This window comes from Amycolatopsis circi, from assembly GCF_003385235.1.
Classification (GTDB): domain Bacteria; phylum Actinomycetota; class Actinomycetes; order Mycobacteriales; family Pseudonocardiaceae; genus Amycolatopsis; species Amycolatopsis circi.
This window is the reverse complement of the sequence record NZ_PQIA01000019.1, coordinates 73,270-93,551: the sequence shown is the minus strand read 5'-3', so window position 1 is coordinate 93,551 and position 20,282 is coordinate 73,270. Positions and strand designations below refer to the sequence as shown.

Annotated in this window: 19 protein-coding genes and 1 tRNA gene; 11 read left to right on the top strand and 9 right to left on the bottom strand. The window is 70.1% G+C overall.

What is annotated here, in order from left to right; all coding sequences use genetic code 11:
• Positions 1-26: 26 nt before the first annotated feature.
• The 3 genes from D0D37_RS10485 to D0D37_RS10475 are packed head-to-tail and all read right to left on the bottom strand — an operon-like array spanning position 27 to position 3,753.
• The gene (locus D0D37_RS10485) at positions 27-2,366 is read right to left on the bottom strand and encodes a xanthine dehydrogenase family protein molybdopterin-binding subunit (RefSeq protein WP_208719891.1); all 2,340 of its coding nucleotides are present in this window, start codon (positions 2,364-2,366) and stop codon (positions 27-29) included.
• On the bottom strand, positions 2,366-2,890 hold the full coding sequence (locus tag D0D37_RS10480; RefSeq protein ID WP_116200306.1) for a (2Fe-2S)-binding protein: 525 nt from the start codon (positions 2,888-2,890) through the stop codon (positions 2,366-2,368). Before D0D37_RS10480 ends, D0D37_RS10485 begins: the two co-directional genes overlap by 1 nt.
• The gene (locus tag D0D37_RS10475; RefSeq protein ID WP_116200305.1) at positions 2,887-3,753 is read right to left on the bottom strand and encodes an FAD binding domain-containing protein; all 867 of its coding nucleotides are present in this window, start codon (positions 3,751-3,753) and stop codon (positions 2,887-2,889) included. Before D0D37_RS10475 ends, D0D37_RS10480 begins: the two co-directional genes overlap by 4 nt.
• 225 nt (positions 3,754-3,978) lie before the next feature.
• On the opposite strand from D0D37_RS10475, the gene D0D37_RS46500 reads away from it, so the two are divergent.
• Positions 3,979-5,109 (top strand): TetR/AcrR family transcriptional regulator, encoded by a 1,131-nt coding sequence (locus D0D37_RS46500; protein ID WP_162834149.1) that lies wholly within the window; start codon positions 3,979-3,981, stop codon positions 5,107-5,109.
• Between the two features lie 133 nt (positions 5,110-5,242).
• A complete protein-coding gene (locus tag D0D37_RS10460) occupies positions 5,243-5,512 on the top strand; it encodes a hypothetical protein (RefSeq protein WP_116200405.1) in 270 nt (89 codons plus the stop codon).
• A gap of 240 nt (positions 5,513-5,752) precedes the next feature.
• On the opposite strand, the gene D0D37_RS10455 is transcribed toward D0D37_RS10460, so the two are convergent.
• From D0D37_RS10455 to D0D37_RS10440, 4 genes are all read right to left on the bottom strand, one after another.
• Positions 5,753-6,367: a PIN domain-containing protein gene (locus D0D37_RS10455; RefSeq protein WP_116200304.1), complete on the bottom strand. Its 615-nt coding sequence runs from the start codon at positions 6,365-6,367 to the stop codon at positions 5,753-5,755.
• A complete protein-coding gene (locus D0D37_RS10450; protein WP_116200303.1) occupies positions 6,367-7,206 on the bottom strand; it encodes an ImmA/IrrE family metallo-endopeptidase in 840 nt (279 codons plus the stop codon). The genes D0D37_RS10455 and D0D37_RS10450 overlap by 1 nt, the downstream gene beginning before the upstream one ends.
• Before the next feature lie 19 nt (positions 7,207-7,225).
• Positions 7,226-7,564, bottom strand: coding sequence for a helix-turn-helix domain-containing protein (locus D0D37_RS10445; protein WP_116200302.1), 339 nt, complete (start codon positions 7,562-7,564; stop codon positions 7,226-7,228).
• Positions 7,565-7,751: 187 nt separating this feature from the next.
• Positions 7,752-7,824, bottom strand: a tRNA-Thr gene (locus D0D37_RS10440).
• Positions 7,825-8,033: 209 nt separating this feature from the next.
• Between D0D37_RS10440 and D0D37_RS10435 the strand changes: the two genes are divergently transcribed.
• The 6 genes from D0D37_RS10435 (at position 8,034) to D0D37_RS10410 (ending at position 16,051) form a co-directional block, all read left to right on the top strand.
• Positions 8,034-9,539 carry a threonine/serine exporter family protein gene (locus D0D37_RS10435; RefSeq protein WP_116200301.1) on the top strand — a complete coding sequence of 502 codons (1,506 nt, stop codon included), beginning with the start codon at positions 8,034-8,036 and terminating at the stop codon, positions 9,537-9,539.
• A gap of 84 nt (positions 9,540-9,623) precedes the next feature.
• Positions 9,624-11,075 carry an alpha,alpha-trehalose-phosphate synthase (UDP-forming) gene (locus D0D37_RS10430; protein ID WP_162834148.1) on the top strand — a complete coding sequence of 484 codons (1,452 nt, stop codon included), beginning with the start codon at positions 9,624-9,626 and terminating at the stop codon, positions 11,073-11,075.
• A gap of 41 nt (positions 11,076-11,116) precedes the next feature.
• A complete protein-coding gene (gene otsB, locus D0D37_RS10425) occupies positions 11,117-13,651 on the top strand; it encodes a trehalose-phosphatase (RefSeq protein WP_162834147.1) in 2,535 nt (844 codons plus the stop codon).
• A gap of 130 nt (positions 13,652-13,781) precedes the next feature.
• Positions 13,782-14,315, top strand: coding sequence for a hypothetical protein (locus D0D37_RS10420; RefSeq protein ID WP_116200299.1), 534 nt, complete (start codon positions 13,782-13,784; stop codon positions 14,313-14,315).
• A 39-nt stretch (positions 14,316-14,354) separates the two neighbouring features.
• On the top strand, positions 14,355-14,960 hold the full coding sequence (locus D0D37_RS10415) for an RNA polymerase sigma factor (protein WP_116200298.1): 606 nt from the start codon (positions 14,355-14,357) through the stop codon (positions 14,958-14,960).
• Positions 14,957-16,051 carry a hypothetical protein gene (locus D0D37_RS10410; RefSeq protein WP_116200297.1) on the top strand — a complete coding sequence of 365 codons (1,095 nt, stop codon included), beginning with the start codon at positions 14,957-14,959 and terminating at the stop codon, positions 16,049-16,051. The genes D0D37_RS10415 and D0D37_RS10410 overlap by 4 nt, the downstream gene beginning before the upstream one ends.
• Here D0D37_RS10410 and radA read toward each other — a convergent pair whose 3' ends face one another.
• Together radA and D0D37_RS10400 are read right to left on the bottom strand one after the other, a co-directional pair.
• Positions 16,052-17,413 carry a DNA repair protein RadA gene (gene radA, locus D0D37_RS10405; RefSeq protein ID WP_116200296.1) on the bottom strand — a complete coding sequence of 454 codons (1,362 nt, stop codon included), beginning with the start codon at positions 17,411-17,413 and terminating at the stop codon, positions 16,052-16,054. It lies immediately after the preceding gene.
• Between the two features lie 43 nt (positions 17,414-17,456).
• Positions 17,457-18,149, bottom strand: a complete 693-nt coding sequence (locus tag D0D37_RS10400; RefSeq protein WP_116200295.1) for a copper chaperone PCu(A)C domain-containing protein — start codon at positions 18,147-18,149, stop codon at positions 17,457-17,459.
• Positions 18,150-18,423: 274 nt separating this feature from the next.
• Here D0D37_RS10400 and D0D37_RS10395 point away from each other — a divergent pair, with 274 nt between their 5' ends.
• Genes D0D37_RS10395 through ispF form a run of 3 tightly spaced genes read left to right on the top strand, consistent with a single transcriptional unit; the run spans position 18,424 to position 20,097 of the window.
• On the top strand, positions 18,424-18,915 hold the full coding sequence (locus tag D0D37_RS10395) for a CarD family transcriptional regulator (protein WP_009084200.1): 492 nt from the start codon (positions 18,424-18,426) through the stop codon (positions 18,913-18,915).
• A 55-nt stretch (positions 18,916-18,970) separates the two neighbouring features.
• The gene (locus D0D37_RS10390; RefSeq protein WP_116200294.1) at positions 18,971-19,627 is read left to right on the top strand and encodes an IspD/TarI family cytidylyltransferase; all 657 of its coding nucleotides are present in this window, start codon (positions 18,971-18,973) and stop codon (positions 19,625-19,627) included.
• Between the two features lie 5 nt (positions 19,628-19,632).
• Positions 19,633-20,097 (top strand): 2-C-methyl-D-erythritol 2,4-cyclodiphosphate synthase, encoded by a 465-nt coding sequence (gene ispF, locus D0D37_RS10385; protein WP_116200403.1) that lies wholly within the window; start codon positions 19,633-19,635, stop codon positions 20,095-20,097.
• Positions 20,098-20,282 lie beyond the last annotated feature (185 nt).

Below are 20,282 nucleotides of genomic sequence, written 5' to 3'. Positions count from 1 at the left end.
GTTCTTTCCGTTTCGTGAGTGCGGATTCAGACGGTCCGCAGCAGGTCGCGCACCCGGCTCGGCGAGAGCGGGCCGCGGCGGACCACCACGCCGTGCGGGCGCAGGGCGTCCTCGAGCGCGTTCGCGAGGACCGCTTGGGGCGCGATCGCGCCGCCCTCGCCGAGTCCCTTGACGCCGAGGTCGTTCATCGGGCTCGGGGTGTGCAGGTCGTCGAGGTCGAGATCCGGGATCTCGGACGACGTCGGGACGAGGTAGTCCAGGTACGTGGCGGTGCGCGGCTGGCCATCCGGCCCGTAGATCATCTCCTCGTAGAGCGCGCCCGCGATGCCCTGCGCGATCCCGCCGGTCACCTGGCCCTCGGCGATCAGCGGGTTCACGATGACACCCGCGTCGTGCACGACGACGTACTTTCGGATGTCCACCTCGCCGGTGCGCTCGTCGACCTCGACGACCGCCGCGTGCGCCCCGCTGGACACCGCGAACCCCGGCGGGCGGAAGTGCACGGTTTCGGACAGCTCGGCACCGGGACCGTCGTCGGACAGCGGAGCGCCCGCGACCAGTTCCGCGAGAGTCAGCGACGGTCCGGTCCGAACCCCGCGTACGGTGAACACCCCGTCGGCAAGGTCGAGATCGGCCGCGGCCACCTCGAGCCTGCGGGCCGCGGCGGCGAGCGCCTTCTCCCGCACGAGCCGTCCGGCCCGGTGTGTCGCGTTGCCCGCGTTGACCAGCGCACGGCTGGCGATGGTGCCGACCCCGAAGGACGTGGCCGCGGTGTCGCCGCCGACGACGTCGATCTGCAGCGGCGACACTCCGAGCGCGTCCGCGGCGATCTGCGCCATCGCCGTGCGGTGGCCCTGGCCCTGCGACGGGGTGCCGATCGCCAGCTTGACCCGGCCGCTGGGCGCGAGGTCGATCCGGGCGGTCTCGAACGGGCCGAGGCCGGTGGCCTCGATGTAGAGCGCGAACCCGACGCCGACGCGTTTCCCTTCCGCCGTGCCAGATTCCTGCCGGGCCCGGACCGAGGGAAGATCGATCTTCGCCACCGCGCGGCGGAGCAGCTCCGGAAAGTCCCCGGAGTCGTAGACCTGCGGGCGGCCGGACCGGTCGACCAGCCCGGTCCGGTACGGCATTTCGCCGGGCCGCACCAGGTTCCGCGCGCGCAGCTCCACGGGTTCGAGGCCGAGGGCGGCGGCGAGCCGGTCCATCGCGCGTTCCATCGCGAACACCGCTTCGGGCCGCCCCGCGCCGCGGTACGGAGTCGAGAACGTCGTGTTCGTGAGCACCCCGGCCACGTCGATCTCGACGTTCGGCACGCGATACGGGCCGAGCAGGTGGCACAGCGAGTTGTAGGGCACCACGAGGCCAGTCATGTTGTACGCGCCGAAGTTGACCGTGATCCGGTCGCGCACGCCGAGGAGCCGTCCGTCGGCGTCGGCCGCCAGCTCGATGCGATGGATCTGCTCGCGGGCGTGCGACGAGGCGGTGAGGTTCTCGGTGCGGTCCTCGCGCCAGCGCACCGGCCTGCCGAGGCAGCGCGCGGCGTGCGGGACGATCAGTTCTTCGACGTACAGGATCCCTTTCTGTCCGAACCCGCCGCCGACGTCGACGGCGAGCACCCGCACGGCCTCGGCGTCAAGCCCGAGCGTGAGCGCGATCGAATCGCGAAGCCGGTGCGGCGTCTGGGTTCCTGACCAGACAGTCAGCTCACCGCGATACGGATCCACGTCCGCGGCGACAGCACGGGTTTCGATCGGAGAGGCGACGTACCGGTGAGCTTGGAATTCCTCGCTGATCACCGTGTGGGCGTCGCGAAATGCGGCGTCCGGTTCGCCGACGCGGGCGGTCACAGCTACCGCGGTGTTGTCCGGAAGGTCTTCGTGGATCAACGGAGCCTCGGGCTTCAGCGCCTCTTCCGGGTCGACCACCACCGGCAGCGACGCGTACCGCACGTCGATCAACTCGAGCGCGTCCTCGGCAAGGTAGCGGTTTTCGGCGAAGACAACGGCGACCGGCTGGCCTACGTAGGCGACCTTCTCCCGGGCGAGCAGCGGCATCGGCGTTATCCGCACCGTCGGATCGACGGTCTCCGCGAGACCGGCCGGGACGCGCAATTCCTCGCGGTTGAGCAAGGGGGCGAGTCCCGCCAGGTCCTCACCGGTCCAGACGGCGGTGACGCCGGGTGCCGCGAGCGCCGCCGACACGTCGACGGAAACCAGGCGCGCGTGTGCTTCGGGGCTGCGGAGGAACGCCGCCTCCAACGCATTCGGAAGGGCTAGATCGTCGACGTATCGGCCTTGCCCGCGCAGCAACCGATCGTCCTCCACGCGAGCCATCGGGCGGCCGATCCAGCCGGATTTTCCCGTCATCAGGCGGTTTCCTCTCCCCATCGCGCGTCGAGGGCCTGCGCGACGGCGCGGCGGATGTTGCGGTAGCCGGTGCATCGGCACAGATGCCCGCTGAGCGCGTCGGCGACCTCGGCTTCGGTGGGCCGGCGCTCGGCCGACGCGAGTGCGGTCGTGGTCATGAGGAGCCCGGGAGTGCAGTAACCGCACTGCATTCCGTGGCATTCGTGATAGGCGCGCTGCACGGCCGTGAGCGGCGCGTCGCCCGGTGCGAGGCTTTCGACGGTCCGGATGTCCGCGTCTTCGCACTGCACGGCAAACGTCAGGCACGCGCGCACTGGTGCTCCGTCGACGAGGACAGTGCACGAGCCGCAGACCCCGTGTTCGCAGCCGGTGTGGGTACCGGTCAGGCCTAGGCGAGCACGCAGGAAATCGGAAAGCAGCAATCTGGATTCCACTTGCGCGGCAACGACTTCTCCATTCACGGTCAGGCGGACGGCGTGCCACGCGGACGGTTCGGGCAGCGGCGGGCTGGCAGGTGTGTTCATCGGGTGCGCTCCCAAGCAGTGGTCGCGGCGCGGGTCAGCAGGTGGGCGGCGGCCTCGCGGCGGTACTCAGCGCTCGCGTGCACGTCCCCGGCCGGTTCCAGTTGGCTGTGGACGGCGCGCGCGGCCGCTGCCAGGACATCGGCGTCGAGCGCGGTTCCGGTCAAGGCGGCTTCGGCAGGCGGTAGCCGGACAGGCACCGGCCCGGCACCGCAAAACACAACCCGCGCGCCGGCGACAGAACCGGCACTGCGGTCGAGCAGGACACAAACTCCGACAGTGGCGAAATCGCCGTGCCGCCGCGCCAGTTCCTCGAACGCCCAGCCTCGTTCGGGAGGCTGCGCGGGGAAGACGACCTCGGTCAGCAATTCGTCGTCGGCGAGTGCGGTCTGAAACGTGGCGACGAAGAATTCGGCCGCGGGAACCGTACGGGTCCCGGCCGGCCCGGCGAGCACGAACCGCGCGTCCAGCGCGAGGGCGGCGGCCGGGAGTTCAGCGGCCGGATCGTGGTGGGCCAGACTGCCGCACACCGTTCCGCGATGGCGGATCTGCGGGTGCCCGATGCGGTCGATCGCAGCCGCGAGCAACGGCCAGCCGCGACGAACGGCCGGGTTGGCCGCGACCGCCGACTGACGGACCGCGGCACCGATCCGCAACTCCCCCTCGCCGCCGACCGCGCACCGGGCGAGAGCGGCGATCCGGGTGATGTCCACCAGCACCTCGGGCCTGGCCAGCCGCATGGACAGCATGGGCACTAGCGATTGGCCGCCGGCGAGCACCTTGGCTTCGCGGTCTCCGTCTGCCAGCAGGGCCACGGCCTCCGCCACGGTGGCTGGGGCGGCGTAGTCGAAGGGGCTCGGTTTCATGCTGACCCTCTCCGGTCGATTTCATTGAGTACTAAGATAGTTACACCAAAGATTTACACACGCAAGGACTACCGGTGGATTTCCTTCGCGCAGCCGGATGGCCAGCACTCTCGCGATACACCGAAATACCCGCCCACACCTGGATCATTGCCGATTCCCGTCCGCTAGGAAGCTCGTCCTCGATCATGAACAGATGTTCAAACTTTGCTGATTAAGATGGCAGCCATGAGCGCCGATGACGCCCCTCCGCCCCGGGCCGAGACCGCGGGTCGCCGCGGTCGCCCCCAAGATCCGGAAGGCAACCGGCGCGCGGTGCTTGACGCCGCGCGCCGGCTTTTCGCCGCGCGCGGCTACGAGAGGACGTCGATCCGGGAGGTCGCTGCCGAGGCCGGCGTGACGGCGGGCTCGGTAATGGCGTACTTCGGCTCCAAGGACGGCTTGTTCCGCGAAATCGTCGGCGGGAACACGGGTATCACCGTCGACATCGTCGCGGCGGCCGCGGACGGCCCGGCCCGCCTGTCGCACGCGCTGGCCGAGGCCTACCTCGAACGCTGGGATCGCACCCCCGCCGAACATCCCTGGGCCGCGCTGATCCGCTCGGCGGTCTCCCGCGAAGCGAGTGCCGAGCAATTGCGTGCCATCCTCGACGAACAGGTCACCAAGCCGCTCGCCGAACTGCTGACGGAAGCGCCCGACGCGCGAGAGCGGATCGCGCTTGTCCGCAGCGTGCTGTTCGGCGTAGTCATGGAGCGGTACCTGTTCGCGCACGAGCCGGCCCGATCGGTGCCCAGCGCGGCGTTCGCGCCCTATTTCGCCGAAGCGATGTCCGCGGCCTTGGACAGCGCGCAGCCGCCAGCGGCGGACACTGCCGATCACATCCATGACGAGCGGAGGACCGGACCCCCCGGGCCGGACGTGTCCGCGTTCGCCGTTTTCGGCCGGCTGCACCGGTGTTCAGCGCTGTACCGGGCTTCGGTGAGCCGGATCGCGGAGGAACACGGGATCACCATGGCGGCGTTCGACGTCCTGACCGAGCTGCGACGGGCCGGCGCACCGTATCGGCGCACCGTGGGCGAGATCGCGGAGTCCGCTCTGGCGAGCCCGAGCGGCGTGACCCTGCGCGCGGACCGGTTGGAGCAGGCAGGTCTGGTAGTACGCGAACGAGACGGCAAGGACCGCCGGGTCGTCCACCTCCGCCTGACCGAACCCGGCCGGGAACTGGTCGACCGCGTGGCGCGCGAGCATTTCCCCCGGGAGAACGAACTTCTCGGCCAAGCAGGCAGCGCGGAACGGACCGCACTGTCGAGACTGCTGGGACTGCTGGAAAAGTCCCTCTCCGCGGCGGATCCGGCCTGACCCGAGGCGGGCCGCGCGTCGAGCGCCGGCATCTGGTACCTGGAAATAGGCGCTGAACTGGATCTGGCTGGCACCAGATGGATCTCGCACAGTGATGTACAGCACTGAGCGAACCCGAACCAGCGAGGCAGTCATGTCCCTCCCGCTGAACCACCGCGAGCGAGCCACCCTCACCGCCGTCGGCCTCGGCCGCGCCGAAATGACCTGCAGCTGCGAACCCGACCTCTACATCGACGGCGTCGCGTGCTGCGATCAGTTCACCGCCCACCGCCTCGCCCGGTTCGCCTTGGTGGTCCCGCTGCGCGCTGGTCGGCGCGGCGAGCGCGTCCCGGCGCTCCTCACCGACGCCGGTCGAGCCGCGATCGATCTGCCTGCCACCGACCTCCCGCGGTCCGCTGCCTGAACCACCGCACACCGAAGCTTCGGCAAGCTTTCTTGACCGGCCGCGATTCTTCAGCGACGGCTGACGACGGGCTCACCTCCCCTCGGACGGGGCTACCGGCGCAGAGATCGAGGTGCGGGCGCACTCCTGGTGCAGCGCCGCGGACCGAGACTCGACGCTCTGCTCGTCGGCATAGTCATCGAGTGCCGGCCAACGGGGCCACCAGCCCCTGACCGCAAACCCGACGAGCTGTCACCGGGGTCAGGACCACACTTTCCGCGACAGCAGGCGAGTGTTGTCGATCGGCGGAAGGCCGTCGTCGAGGTTGCGCATCCGCCCGTACAGGTCACGCATCGCGCCACGGTCAGCCACCAGTCTTTTCTGCGCGGCGACCTCAAGAACCGTCAGCGTGCTCACCAACTCGACCGCGCCGACCGGCTTTCCCCCGGACCGCAGGCGCTCAAGCCGGGCCGCCTCGGCAGCGGCCAGACGCGCGCCTTGCCCGTCGTCGATCAACACCCGCACCGTGTGCCCCGACTCCGCGGCGACAACGGCATGCGCGACCACCATCAACTCGCCCAGGTCCTTAGGCTGCTGAAGCCGCTCCAGGACGGGAAGACGGGTAATCCGCTCGACCACGGCCGTCAGCTCCGAGGTCGGATCGTCGGACAGCACCTGCACCCACTTCGGCGTCAGCTTGCGCCAAGTCGCCGCGGCCGCGCGAAACCTCGCATCCTGGTTTGCTTTCCGCAGCACCTCGCCTTGCACCGTCTCCGGCACCGACAGCGGTCCAAGCGCCCCGATGAGCAGCCGTTCCTGGTGGACAGACAGGAAATTCAAGCTCGGGCCGGCGTCGATGATCGGCCGCTGGTTCATCAGCTCTCGCGATCCCCGTCCGGAGCGGCGAGGTCACGGTCCAAATCGGCCAGGTCGACCTCCACGTCCGGCAGGTCGTCGGCACTGGCCCAGGACGCCTTCTGCGGAGCAGGCACTACACCGGCGTCGCGCAATTCGGCTTCGGCTCGCTCGGCGGAGACGCCGCGCAGGGTGGCAATGGCCTGGACCGGCACCACCGCTTCCGCGTAGCCGACGATCGCCCGGGCAAGAAGTCGCTGCGGGGCGCGCGGGTGATCGGATTCCGCCTGCAGCGCGGCGTACTGGTCGCTCCACCCGAACCTGGCCGCCACCTGCGGTGTCGTGGTCGCCATCCACCGGTCTTTGGCGGCAGCGTCGATGTGCTTGCCTTCGTACAGCTGAATCGCGGCCATGGCGGGCGAGGCGAGGAACCACTGGACCACGCTCGACAACGTCGCCAGCGTGAGGTCCCGGCCGGCGACGAACTGGCCGACTCCGTCCAGCGGGAGCAAAAGGTGGCGGGCGAACGCATCCGCCCGCTGTTCCGCGAACCGCCGGTCTGCCCAGTCGCCGTCGTGGTCCTCGACCCAGTCAGCGAACAGGACGTGCGCGAGTTCGTGCGCGAGCGTGCTGCGCTGCCGCATCGGACGGCGAGTGCGCGCGACTCCGATGAACACCGCGTCGCGCGCCGGATCCCGCATAGTCAAGCCGTGCTCGTCCGGCTCCGCCTCCAGCACCGCGACGTCGAACCCGGTGATCTGCTCGATCAGCGCGGCCAAATCGCCCAAGGGCCGCAGCCCCAGGCAATGCTCGGCCCGAAACGCCTCCGCCGCGGCGCGGCCCTCGGTCTCCGCAGTCATCTCCGCCCCTTGGCCGCACTCACCCCGTGGCCGGCACAGCTTGGTCGTCCAAGTAAGCGTCCAGCTCCAGGTAGTGCAGCAGCGTCTCGCGCATCTGCTGCATGTCCGATCCATTCGTCGCCCGCGCGGCACACTGCACCCGGTCAGCCACCGAACCCGTACCCGAGAGCTCGGCGACCGTGGCACCGACCGCGCGCGCGATCGCGGCGATCTCCGGCATTTTCGCCGTGCGGGCACCGGAAACGATCCGCGACAGCGTGGACTGCGAGATGCCCGTCGCCGCCTCGAGAGCACGCTGGCTCAGCCCGGCCGCCTCGACGGCCCGCGCGATCCGCGCACCCGCAAGGTGTGTGCTCACAGTCCCTCCCCTCTGCGTGAATCAAAACCCAACCGACTGATTCAGTGTAGCTGACGCGCACGCGTCGCGCACCCGGAAAAGGGCATGGCGCAGCTATGAAGGGTCGCAAAGAAGGACGTTCCGACGCCTCGCGCACCGGTCGCGGTGGATTAAGATCAACTCAGCAGCATTGAGGCTGCGTTCACGGAGCCGGCAAGGGGGTTCGAACCCCTGACCTTCTGTTTACAAGACAGATGCTCTACCAACTGAGCTATACCGGCGCGCACCCGGCCACGGGCGCGCCAAAAGTATATCGGGCCTCTCCCGACGCACCCGGACAACCCGCCCTAAGTCCCAGGTCAGCACCGAAAATCGGCGCGATCCAACCCCATGCGGCACGATCGTCAGCAGGTGTGGCGGATACCACTGCAACAGCCGGGCCGGTACGGCCGATGGTCCCCGGGAACGAACGAGGAGGTGGGGATCGATCATGAAGATCAACGAGCGTGCCGGCCAGGGGGCTGCGCGCAGACGGTGGCCGATTCTCGAGCCTCCGCACCCGCGGTCCAGCCAGCGGCATCGGCCGAATTTGCTGCGCCGCCGCGCTTGGCACATTCTCGAGGCTCCGACGGCGGAACAGCCCGCGGTCGAGTCCGAGGAGGCGATCGGGCCCAAGCCGCCCGACGACGCGACCGTCAACTTCGTTCTGGATCTCACTTTGCGGATCGGCGAGGTGCAGATGGCCAGCGGTGCCGGCGCGTCCGACGTCACCGCGACCATTCTCGCGCTCACTTCCGCGCTCGGGCTGCCGCACTGCGAGGTCGACGTCATCTTCACGTCGATCACCGTCACCTGTCACCGCGGGACCGACCTCGCGCCGGTCACCGCGTTGCGAGTGGTCCGTTCGCGCAGTCTCGACTACACCCGGCTGACCGAGACCGAGGCGCTCGTGCGCCAGATCGTGCGCGGTCGCACCGGGGCCGAGGAAGCCGTCACCGAATTGGACCGGATCACTTCCGCGCCGCACCCGTACGCGCGCTGGACCGCGACCGCCGCCTGGGGCGGGCTGGCCGGGTTCATCACGCTGCTGCTCGGCGGTGGCCTCGACATCGCGCTCGTCGCGATGGTCATCTCCGCCGCGGTCGACCGGATCGGCAGGCTGCTCAACAAGTTCAACCTGCCGTTCTTCTTCCAGCAGGTCGTCGGCGGCTTGTTCGCGACGCTGTCGGCGATGGTGATAGTCAGCAGCAACATCCTCACCACCGACCGGCCGACGCTCGTGGTCGCCGCGGCGGTCACCGTGCTGCTTTCGGGACTGTCCACGGTTTCCGCGGTGCAGGACGGGATCACCGGGTACTACGTCACCGCGTCCGGCCGCACGATGGAAACCGCGTTGATGAGTGCCGGGCTGATCGCCGGGGTCGTGCTCGCCCTGCGCATCGCGGTGATGCTCGAACTGCCGCGCACCCCGTTGCCCGACGTCCCCGTCTCGACCGCGCAGCACCTGCCGATCATCGTCGTCGGCGGGGCCGGTGCGGCCGCCTGCTTCGCCCTCGCCTCGTACTCGAAACTGCGCGCGATGCTCGTCGCCGCCGCGGCGGGCGGGATCGGCGCGCTCGTCTACGGTGCGCTGATCCTCGCGACGCTCGACGCGGTGAGCGCTTCGGCGGTCGCGGCGACGCTCGTCGGGTTCTGCGGCGGCGTGATGGCGCGGCGGCTGAAAGTTACGCCGCTCGTGGTGGCCGTGTCCGGGATCACTCCGCTGCTGCCCGGTCTCTCCACCTATCGTGGTCTATACCAATTAGCGGTGTCGCCAGGCGGCAACATCTCCACCCTGATGACCGCGGTCGCCATCGGGCTCGCCCTCGCGGCGGGCGTTGTACTGGGCGAATACCTCGCCCAGCCGGTCCGCACCGGGCTCGGCAGGCTCGAGCGCAAGCTCTCCGGGCCCCGGCTGGCCGGGCCGATGGAGCCGACCGAACGGCGTTTGGAGTAACCAGTTGGTCACCGGCCGGTCACTCCGTGCGCGCTAGGGTTTCCAGTGGGGCCGCGACCCGCCGATGACGAGGGAGCAGCTGGAGTGACTGACGCGATCGCCGAGGAGAAGAACGCACCGTCCGCGGATTTCGTCGTGGTGGCCAACCGGCTGCCCGTCGACCTCGAACGGACCGCGGGCGGGGAACAGCGCTGGACCGCCAGTCCCGGCGGACTGGTCTCCGCGCTCGAACCGTTCCTGCGCTCCCGCAAGGGCGCGTGGGTCGGATGGCCGGGCGTGCCGGACGTCGACGTGGACGAGTTCGACGACGACGGCCTCGTCCTGCACCCGGTGTCGCTCAGCTCCGCCGAGGTCCGCGACTACTACGAGGGCTTCTCCAACGCGACGCTCTGGCCGCTCTACCACGACGTCGTCGAACGGCCGGTTTTCGACCGGTCGTGGTGGGACAGCTACGTGAAGGTCAACCAGCGCTTCGCCGAGGCCAGCGCCGCCGTCGCCGCGCAGGGGGCGACCGTCTGGATCCAGGACTACCAGCTGCAGCTCGTGCCCCGGATGCTCCGCGAACTGCGGCCCGACCTCCGCATCGGCTTCTTCCTGCACATCCCGTTCCCCCCGGTCGAGCTGTTCATGCAGCTCCCGTGGCGCGCGGAGATCGTGCGCGGCCTGATCGGCGCGGACCTGATCGGCTTCCACCGGCCCGGCGGCGCGCAGAACTTCCTGTGGCTGGCCCGGCAGCTGGTCGGCCTCGAACCCACCCGCGGCGCGGTCGGCGTCCGGTCCCGGCCGGGCATGGTGCAGGTCGGCGACCGCACCGTGCGCGTCGGCGCGTTCCCGATCTCCATCGACGCGGCCGGTCTCGACTCGCTCGCCCGCAGCAAGGGCGTCGTCGAGCGCACCAAGCAGATCCGCCGCGACCTCGGCAACCCGAAGACGGTGCTGCTCGGCGTCGACCGGCTCGACTACACCAAGGGCATCGACCTGCGGCTCCAAGCGCTGCACGAACTGCTGCACGAGGGCCGTCTCGAACCCGGCGACGTCACCTTCGTGCAGCTGGCCACCCCGAGCCGCGAACGCGTCGAGCACTACCAGCGGATGCGCGGCGAGATCGAGCAGATGGTCGGCCGGATCAACGGCGAGTTCGCCCGCGTCGGCCACCCGGTCGTGCACTATTTGCACCAATCCGTGAACCGCACCGAGCTGGCCGCCTTCTTCTCCGCGGCCGACGTCATGGTGGTGACTCCGCTGCGCGACGGGATGAATCTCGTCTGCAAGGAGTACGTCGCGTGCCGCCCGGATCTCGGCGGTGCGCTGGTGCTCAGCGAGTTCGCCGGCGCGGCGGCCGAATTGACCAGCTCTTTCCTCGTCAACCCGCACGATCTGGACGGGGTGAAGAACGCGTTGGAGGCTGCCATTACGCTCGACCCCGCCGAGGGCCGACGCAGGATGCGCGCCATGCGTCGCCAGGTCCTCACCCACGACGTCGACCGGTGGGCGCGTTCGTTCCTCCAGGCGCTGGGTGCCGAACCGGCCGACTGACCCCCTCCCCCGTACCGCGCTGGACCTCCTGAGGAGGAGTGTTGACCGCCGAGGCGTTGCCCGCGGAGCTACGGCGCGCGATCGTGCAGATCGCCCGTACCCCGCGCCTGCTGGTCGCCTGCGACTACGACGGCACATTGGCCCCCATCACGGCGAACCCGGACGAGGCGCGGCCGATGCCCGAGTCGGTGGGCGCGTTGAGATCTCTCGCCGGCCTGCACGAAACGACCACCGCCGTGATCTCCGGCCGGGCCCTGCGCGACCTCGCGACGCTGTCGCGGCTGCCGTCCGAGGTGAACCTGGTCGGCAGCCACGGGTCCGAGTTCGACATCGGCTTCATCCACGCGCTCGACGAGGACGCGAAGGCGTTGCACCGGCGGCTCGAGCACGAGCTGGAACAGCTGGTGCTCGACGTGCCCGGAGTGTCGCTCGAGGTCAAGCCGGCGAGCATCGCGGTGCACGTGCGCCGCGCCGAGCACAATGCCGGACGGCGCGTGCTCTCGGCCGTGCACGAAGGCCCGTCTAAGTGGGACGGCGTCACGACCACCGACGGCAAGGAAGTCGTCGAGCTGGCGGTCGTGAAGACCGACAAGGGCAACGCCCTCGACACCCTTCGCCACCAGGTCGGGGCCACCGCCGCGGTGTTCCTCGGCGACGACGTGACCGACGAGAAGGCGTTCGCCCGGCTGGCCGGGCCGGACCTCGGCATCAAGGTCGGCGACGGCGAATCGCTCGCCGAGTACCACGTGCCCGACACCGTCGACGTCGCGATGGTGCTCGCGTTCCTCCTGGAAGAGCGGCGCAACTGGCTCTACGGCGAGTCCGCGACGCCGATCGAGCGGCTGTCGCTGCTGGCCAACGAGCGCTCGGTCGCGCTGGTGACGCCGGACGCGAAGCTGACCTGGCTGTGCCACCCCGGTCCGGACGCCCCCGCGGTGTTCGCCGACCTGCTCGGCGGTCCCGGGGCCGGCCACTTCTCGATCAAACCGCACCGCAACGGGCTCCCGCTCGGGCAGCGGTACCTGCCGAACACGATGACGGTCGAAACGCGCTGGTCGCGGCTGCTCGTCACGGACTATCTCGAACCGGAAAGCCCCGGGCACCGCACCGACCTCGTGCGCGTGATCTCCGGCGAAGCGGTGGCGCAGGTCGTGTTCGCGCCGCGGCCGGAGTTCGGCGGGGTGCCGGTGCGGCTGGTCGCCGAGGCCGAGGGCCTGCGCGTGCTGGGCACGTCGGAGCCGTTCGTGCTGCGCTCGCCGGGCGTCGAATGGTCGATCACCTCCGACGGCCTGCAGGACACCGCGATCGCGCTCGTCCAGCCGACGCCGGAACAGCCGGTGGTGTTCGAATTGCGTTGCGGCACCACGGATTTCACCGCGCACGAACTGTCCGAAGTGGACCGTCGGGACCGGGCGGGCCAGTACTGGAGCGACTGGGCGGCCAAGCTCAAGCTGCCGACCGTGCAGACCGAACTGGTGCGCCGCTCCGCGCTGACCCTGCGCGGGCTGGTGAACACCGACACCGGCGGCGTGCTGGCCGCCGCGACGTCGTCGCTGCCGGAGGAGATCGGCGGGGTCCGCAACTGGGACTACCGCTACTGCTGGATCCGCGACGCCGCGATGACCGTGCGCGAGCTGGTGCACCTCGGTTCGCACGAGGAGGCCGAGGGCTACCTGAAGTGGCTGCACGGCGTGCTCGCCACGCTGGCCGGCCCGGAGCGGCTGCACCCGCTGTACACGCTGGCCGGAACCGTCATCGGCGCGGAGGCGGTCATCGAATCGCTGCCCGGATACGCCGGTTCGCGGCCGGTGCGCGTCGGCAACCTGGCCAACCACCAGGTCCAGCTCGACGTGTTCGGCCCGGTCGTGGAACTGGTCGCGACGCTGGCTCAGGTCCGCGGCGAGCTGCGCGACGAGGACTGGCAGATGGTGCGCGCGATGGCCGAGGCTGTCACGCGGCGCTGGAACGAGCCGGACCACGGCATCTGGGAAGAGCGGCACGTGCCGCGGCACCGGGTGTACTCGCGGGTGATGTGCTGGGTGACCATCGACCGCGCGGTGCGCCTCGGCGACGAGTACGGCCGCGACGTCCCGGGAGCCTGGCCCAAGCTGCGCGACGAGATCAAGGCCGACGTGCTGGAGCACGGCTGGAACGAGGAGGTGCAGGCGTTCACCACCGCCTACGACGGCACCGACCTCGACGCGGCGTCCCTGTTCGTGGGCCTGACCGGCCTCATCGACCCGGCGGACGAGCGGTTCCAGAAGACCGTGACGGCGATCGAGGCCGAACTGCGCAGCGGTTCCACCGTCTACCGCTACCGGCGCGACGACGGTCTTCCCGGCGGCGAGGGCGGCTTCCACATCTGCGCGGCCTGGCTGATCGAGGCGTACCTGTGCACCGGGCGGCGCAACGAGGCCGAGGAACTGTTCGCGCAGATCGTCGGCGCGGCGGGCCCGACCGGGCTGCTGCCGGAGCAGTTCGACCCGGTCGCGGAGCGCTCGCTCGGCAACCACCCGCAGGCCTACTCGCACATCGGCCTGATCCGGTGCGCGAATCTGCTGGCCGAAAAGGCTTGATCAGGCAAGCCCGTTAGCACGCCTCGGTGACAAGTGCCGTGAAGGCCGCCTTGCCGGAATCGCATTCCGTTAAGGTGGCCTTCACGAGCATTTGCACGTTCGTTCGGGTTGCCGGCGCGGAGGTGATGCGGTGAAGCAGTACTACGGGCAGCAGTCCGCGGGGTACGCCCCGCTGCCGCCGTTGTTCGCCGCCCGGGTGCGCGTCGCTTCCGTGGTCATTGGGGTTTCCCTGGCGATCGGCACGCTGCTCGTTTTCGGCATCACCGCGCTCGTGAACCGTCCGCTGCACGGGCACAGCCTGCCGCGCGGCCTGCTCGGTCTCGCCGCCCTGCTGCTGCCGATGCTGTCCGTGCTCGCCATCGCCGTGGTGGTGCTGTCGGCGCGCCGCTGCCTGCAAGGCGACTACCTGGTGACCGCCCGGGCCCGGGGCACGCGCGCGGCGCTCACCGCCTGTTTCACCGTGCTCTCGGTCAGCTGCCTGATCGCGCTCGGGGTGTCCGCGCTGGTGGATCTCTGGGGCAACCACGGCAAGCTCGGCTTCACCGAACTGCTCGCGACGTTCGCGAATTTCGCCATCGGCCTGATCGGCTACAGCGCCGGGCTCTGGTTCGTCCGGCCGTCGGTGAGCACGCTGGAGAAGTTCAGCGACCACCCCATCTGGTAACGCCGTGAACGCTCGCCAGCCATGCGGGCAAGAACAGGTATGCAGGTGACCCATGACGGTCCCGAGCCGGTGTCGACCGGCCCGCAGGACCGCCCCGACCTGGGCGGACCCGATCCCGCCCCGGCCTTCGGGCGGCTGTTCGACGCGCACGCGGCGACCATGCACCGCTACCTCGCGCGCCGCGTCGGCCCGGAAACCGCGCACGACCTAGTCGCCGAGACGTTCCTCGTCGCGCTGCGCCGGCGGGAGTCTTACCGGCCGGAGCTGGGCACCGCGCGCTCGTGGCTGTACGGGATCGCGACGAACCTGCTGCGCCACCACGTCCGCGGCGAAACCCGGGCGCTGCGAGCCACCGCACGGCTCGCGAATTCCAGCGACCGCGGCCACGGCGGGCACGACACCCGGGTCGCCGAGCAGGTGGACGCCCAGGCCCGCGCGGCACAGCTGGCCGGCGCGCTCGCGAAGCTGAGCGTCGCCGACCGCGACACGCTGCTGCTGGTCTCGTGGGCCGGGCTGGAACCGGTCGAAGTCGCCGAGGCGCTCGGCATCCCGCCGGGCACCGTGCGCTCGCGATTGCACCGGATCCGCAGATGGCTGCGCACCAACGCAGCCGCATCGACCCGCGAGGAGGCGAAGGAACAGTGAACGACGACACCGTGCGGCATCTGTGGTCCGATGCCGAACTCGACGAGGCGCTCGCCGCGCTGCACCCGCACGAGGCGACCACCGACCGCGCCGAACTCGACCGGGCCCGCGCCAGCATGATGCGAGCCGCCGCGGCAGTGAGCGAATCGGACGAACCCGTTGTCCCGCAACGGAAACAGCGCTCCGGTGCGTGGCGATGGATCGCCGTGGCCGCCGCGGTCTTGCTCGTCACCGGCGGCGTGGTCGTAGTCCGGGAACTCGCCAGCGCGCCCTCGACGCTGGCGCCCGCGGGCCCGGGCTCCCCAGCGGACCGCCGCGAAGCGGGCGCGCCGTTCACCCACGTCGTGACCAAGTACAGCCGCACCGCGTTGGTGAGCGGGACCAGTGTGTTCAGGGTCAAGGAACAGGTGGACGTGTGGATTCCGGCCGACCCGTCCGGAATCTGGAAACGCCGCTGGATCCGGGCCGAACCGCCGACCCTGCTCGGCGGGGAGCCCCGGGACAGCGCGAAATTGCCCGGGCCTTCCCAGACCGAGGAGTCCGCGCGCGGCGGGCGGTTCACGCCCGACTCCCGCTTTCCCGGAGATTCGTCTGCCGGCACTGGACTGGCCTGGTCCCACCCGACCCCGGAATTCGTCGCGAACCTGCCGACCGACCCGAACAGGCTGACCAATCGCCTCCTGCAGGACCGCATCCCTCCGGAGTTGTTGCCCGCCAGCGACGGACCGCTGCCGCAGCCGTTGAACTACGGCGCTCCGAAGGACCCCAGCCTCGTCAGCTATCCGTCGGCGACCGGGATGATCCTGAACGTCCTCGCTTCCGGGTACGCGTCGCGCGAGCTGCGGGGCGCCCTCCTGAAAGCGATGGACGACCCGGCGCTCGGCTTCCAGCTGGTGCAGATCGGTCCGGACTTCGTGCAGTACGCGGTCCCCGCCGGCCCGTACAAAATGCTCGTCTCGGCCAACCCGACGCGGGCTCAGCTGACCGACATCCAGGTGCTCGCCACGAGCCCCGTCGCCGGGTTCTCGCCCGGCATCCTGGTCAGCTCCGCCCAGTTCTCCTCCGAGACCACCGACCGGGCGGGAGAGTGATCATTTCGCGTGGTTCGCCGCGTTGAGCGCGCTCGCCACGTCGGGCACCTCCAGCACCCGGATGCCGTCCGGCAGCTTGCCGGAATCCGGCGGCACCAACGCGTGCGTGAAGCCCAGCCGCGCCGCCTCGGCCAGCCGGCGGGCGACGTTCGGCACCCGCCGGATCTCGCCCGCCAGCCCGACCTCGCCCACCGCCACCAACCGCGGCGACAAGGCCACGTCGTGCAGGGACGAGGTCAGCGCGAGCACCAGCGCCAGGTCGATGGCGGGCTCGGTGATCTTCATGCCGCCGACCGTCGCGACGTAGACGTCCTTGTCGCCGAGCTTCATCCGGCCGCGTTTCTCCATCACGGCGAGCACCATGGCGATCCGGGCCGAATCGAGGCCGCTCACCGCACGCCGCGGCTGCGGCATGCCGCTGCTCGACACCAGCGCCTGCACCTCGCCCAGCAGCGGCCGCTTTCCTTCGACCGCGACCGTGATCGCGGTTCCCGGCACCGGTTCCGCCGTCCGGCTCATGAACAGCCCGGACGGATCCGGAACCCCGACGATGCCTTCCTCGGTGAGTTCGAAACAGCCGATCTCGTCCGCCGCGCCGAACCGGTTCTTGATGCCGCGCACCATCCGCAGCGTCGAATGCTTGTCGCCCTCGAATTGCAGCACCACGTCCACCAGGTGCTCCAGCACGCGCGGACCGGCGACCGAACCGTCCTTCGTGACATGTCCCACGAGCACGACCGGCAGCCCGCGTTCCTTGGCGAGCGCGACGAGCCCGGAGGTGACCGCGCGGACCTGCGTCACGCCGCCCGGCGAGCCCTCGACCTGCGGCGACGCCATGGTCTGGACCGAATCGACGATCAGCACGCCCGGCTTCACCGCGTCGACGTGCCCGAGGATCGCGGACAGATCGCTCTCCGCGGCGAGGTACATCTCACCGTGCACGTTGCCGGTGCGCTCGGCGCGCAGCCGGACCTGTCCCGCGGATTCCTCGCCGGTGACGTACAGCGAACGCCCGGCCGTGACCGCCCATTGATAGGCGACTTCGAGCAGCAGCGTGGACTTGCCGACCCCGGGTTCGCCCGCCAGCAGCGCGACCGCTCCCGGCACGAGCCCGCCGCCGAGCACGCGGTCCAGCTCCGGCACGCCGGTGGCCTTCGCCCGGGCTGCCTCGACGTCGACCTCGGCGATCGGCCGCGCGGGCGCGCTCGGCGCTCCGGCGGCCACCCGCGCGATGGCCGGTTTCGCGGAGCCGCGCTCCTCAAGGGTGCCCCACGCGTGGCATTCCGGGCAGCGACCGACCCACTTCGCCGTTTCGTACCCGCATTCCGCGCACCGGTGGACGGTGTTGCTCTTCTTCACCACGCCGCGAGGCTATCGGCGGGCACCGACAAAACCGCGGCCGCGATCAGGAGCGCGGGTGCGCCGGCGCGGCGACCGGCAGCTCGACCACGATCGGGCCGGCGTTCTGGAAGGTGAAGGTGACCTTGATCGTCGCGCCCGGCCACAGCGGCTGCTTGAGGCCCTGCAACACGACCTTGCCGGTGCCGAGCTGGCTCTCCGCGCCGCCGTTCTCGCCCGCCTGCGGCACGCTCGACGCCGAGTTGGGGGCCGAGTTCGACGCGCTGTTCGGGGCGGAGTTCGGAGCCGAGCTGGGCGCGCCGTTGGCGGCCGAGTTCGCGTCGGAGGCCGGCGTGCTGTTCGCCGATTCCGGCAGCGCCGGGGCGCCCTGCTCGACCGCGTCGGCCGGGCCGATCACGAGCGAGTGGCCCGCGACGATCGTCGAGTCCCCGGAGATCTGCGCGGGACCGGAAGCGCCCTCGGAGGTCACCGAGACGAGCTTGTCGTCCTTCTGGCCCTGGTTGATCACGGTGAGCGTGAGCGGGGCGGGCGAACCGGCCGCGTAGCCGGGGCCCTGCGCCGGGTACTGCACCGCGACGTTGCGCAGCACGATCGTCTTCACCTGGGCATAGGTGCCGTTGACGGCGGGCTGCTGGGTGTCGGTCTGGGTGATCTGACCGGCTCCGCAACCGGCGAGCACGAGTGCGGCGCCGAGCGCCGACACGCCTGCGCCGAGCACGCGGCGATTCTGCAGCCTCACGTCAGAGTCCTTCCCTTTCACGGCCTCGTCCTTCCCGAAGACTAGCCGGGCGGTTCTCCGCCCGCGGAACCGGTGTGCGTTCCCGGCCGATCGACTGTCCACAAAGGATCCCGCGGTGCCGGCCGAGGTGCTCGTGGCTCACCTGCATGAGCACGGCGAAAACCGGTTTGTCAAGCCCTGCTCAGGCCGCTGACCTGCGACGACGATCCCGGGCCGCTAGGTGGCCGCCGAACAGCCGTGATAGGATGGAGTCAGCGAAAGGGGCAGAGGACACATGGTTTTCAAGGTCGGAGAGACCGTCGTCTACCCGCACCACGGTGCCGCACTCATCGAAGCCATCGAGACCCGCGTGATCAAGGGCGAGGAAAAGAAGTACCTCGTCCTCAAAGTCGCGCAAGGGGATCTTACGGTTCGCGTGCCCGCTGACAACGCCGAGATCGTCGGCGTACGCGATGTCGTCGGGCAAGAGGGACTGGACAAGGTCTTCGATGTTCTGCGTGCTCCGCACACCGAAGAGCCCACGAACTGGTCTCGTCGGTACAAGGCCAACCTGGAGAAACTCGCCTCCGGCGATGTGAACAAGGTGGCCGAAGTGGTGCGCGACCTCTGGCGGCGAGAAAAGGACCGCGGACTTTCAGCCGGCGAGAAACGCATGCTGGCGAAAGCACGGCAAATCCTGGTCAGCGAGCTCGCGCTCGCGGAGGGCACCGACGAGGGCAAGGCGGAAACGCTCCTCGACGAGGTTCTGGAGACCGCGACGGTCTGACCCCGGGTCGTCCGGTTCGCCGCCAAGGCAACCGGTTCCCTACGATCACGACCTGATGAACCCACAGGTGCTCAGTGTCGCGTTCGTGACTGTCGCGCACCATCCGGTCGATCCCGAGCTAGCGCTCGCGGCGGTCGGCGGTGCAGCACTACTCACGCACACCGTGCGGGGGCTGCTCGGCACACCGGAGATCGATCTGGTGGTCGCCGCAGCCCCCGAGCGGTGTGCGAAGTCGTTTTCCGAGGCTGTGCACGGCCTCGGCTGCCGGGTCGTTTCCGGCGAATCGCTCCGGCAGGTATTCGCCGCCGTCGAGCCGCTTCTTTCCCCGGACGCCGTCGTGCTGGTGCACGACGCGCTGCGGGCGTTCACTCCACAACGGACGGTCCGGCAGGTGCTGGCCGCGGTCCGGGAAGGCGCGCCCGTCGCGGTGCCGGTGCTGCCGATGTCCGACACGGTGAAAACCACTGACGAAACCGGAATTGTCACCGCCACGGTGGATCGCGACGGACTCCGCAGCGCGCAAACCCCGGTTGGTTTTTCCCTTTCCGCTTTCCGTTCCGCACTCGCCGATTCCGCTGACCCCGGTCTCGCCGACACCGCGGGCGCGGCCACCGTCCCCGGCGATCCGGACGCGATGCGCGTCGCGAGCGCCTTCGAACTCACCCTCGCCGAGGCGCTCGTCGCAGGCGGGGACCGAGAGGATCCCCTGTGACCGATCTGCGGGTAGGCAACGGCGTCGACGTCCATCCGGTCGAGCCGGGCCGCGAATGCTGGATGGCGGGCTTGCGATGGCCGGGAGTCGACGGCTGCGCGGGCCACTCCGACGGCGACGTCGCGGCACACGCGCTGTGCGACGCCCTGCTGTCCGCCGCCGGCCTCGGCGATCTCGGCGCGGTGTTCGGCACCGGCGATCCGCGCATGGACGGCGCGCACGGCACCGACATGCTCGTCGAGGTGCGCGCGTTGCTGCGGGCCGAGGGCTGGCAGGTGGCCAACGCGACCGTCCAGGTCATCGGCAACCACCCCCGGATCGGGAAACGGCGCGACGAGGCGCAACAGGTGCTGAGCGACGCCGCCGGCGGGCCGGTGAGCGTCTCGGGAACGACGTCGGACGGGCTCGGGCTGACCGGACGGGGCGAGGGCATCGCGGCGGTCGCGACCGCGCTGCTGGTGCGCGGCTGAGCGGAATTCGCTCGCGCGGGAAATCGTGATATTCCATTTTCGGCGATACCTGACCAGCGCGGACTAGCTGATCCGGGAAAACGATCTTCGCCGACCGGGCAAAAATCTTCGCTAACTTCTGCGCGCGTACCCGCGGCTCATTATAGTTATTCCGCGACGTTTGCGGCGGCAGGGAGCGGGGCCGC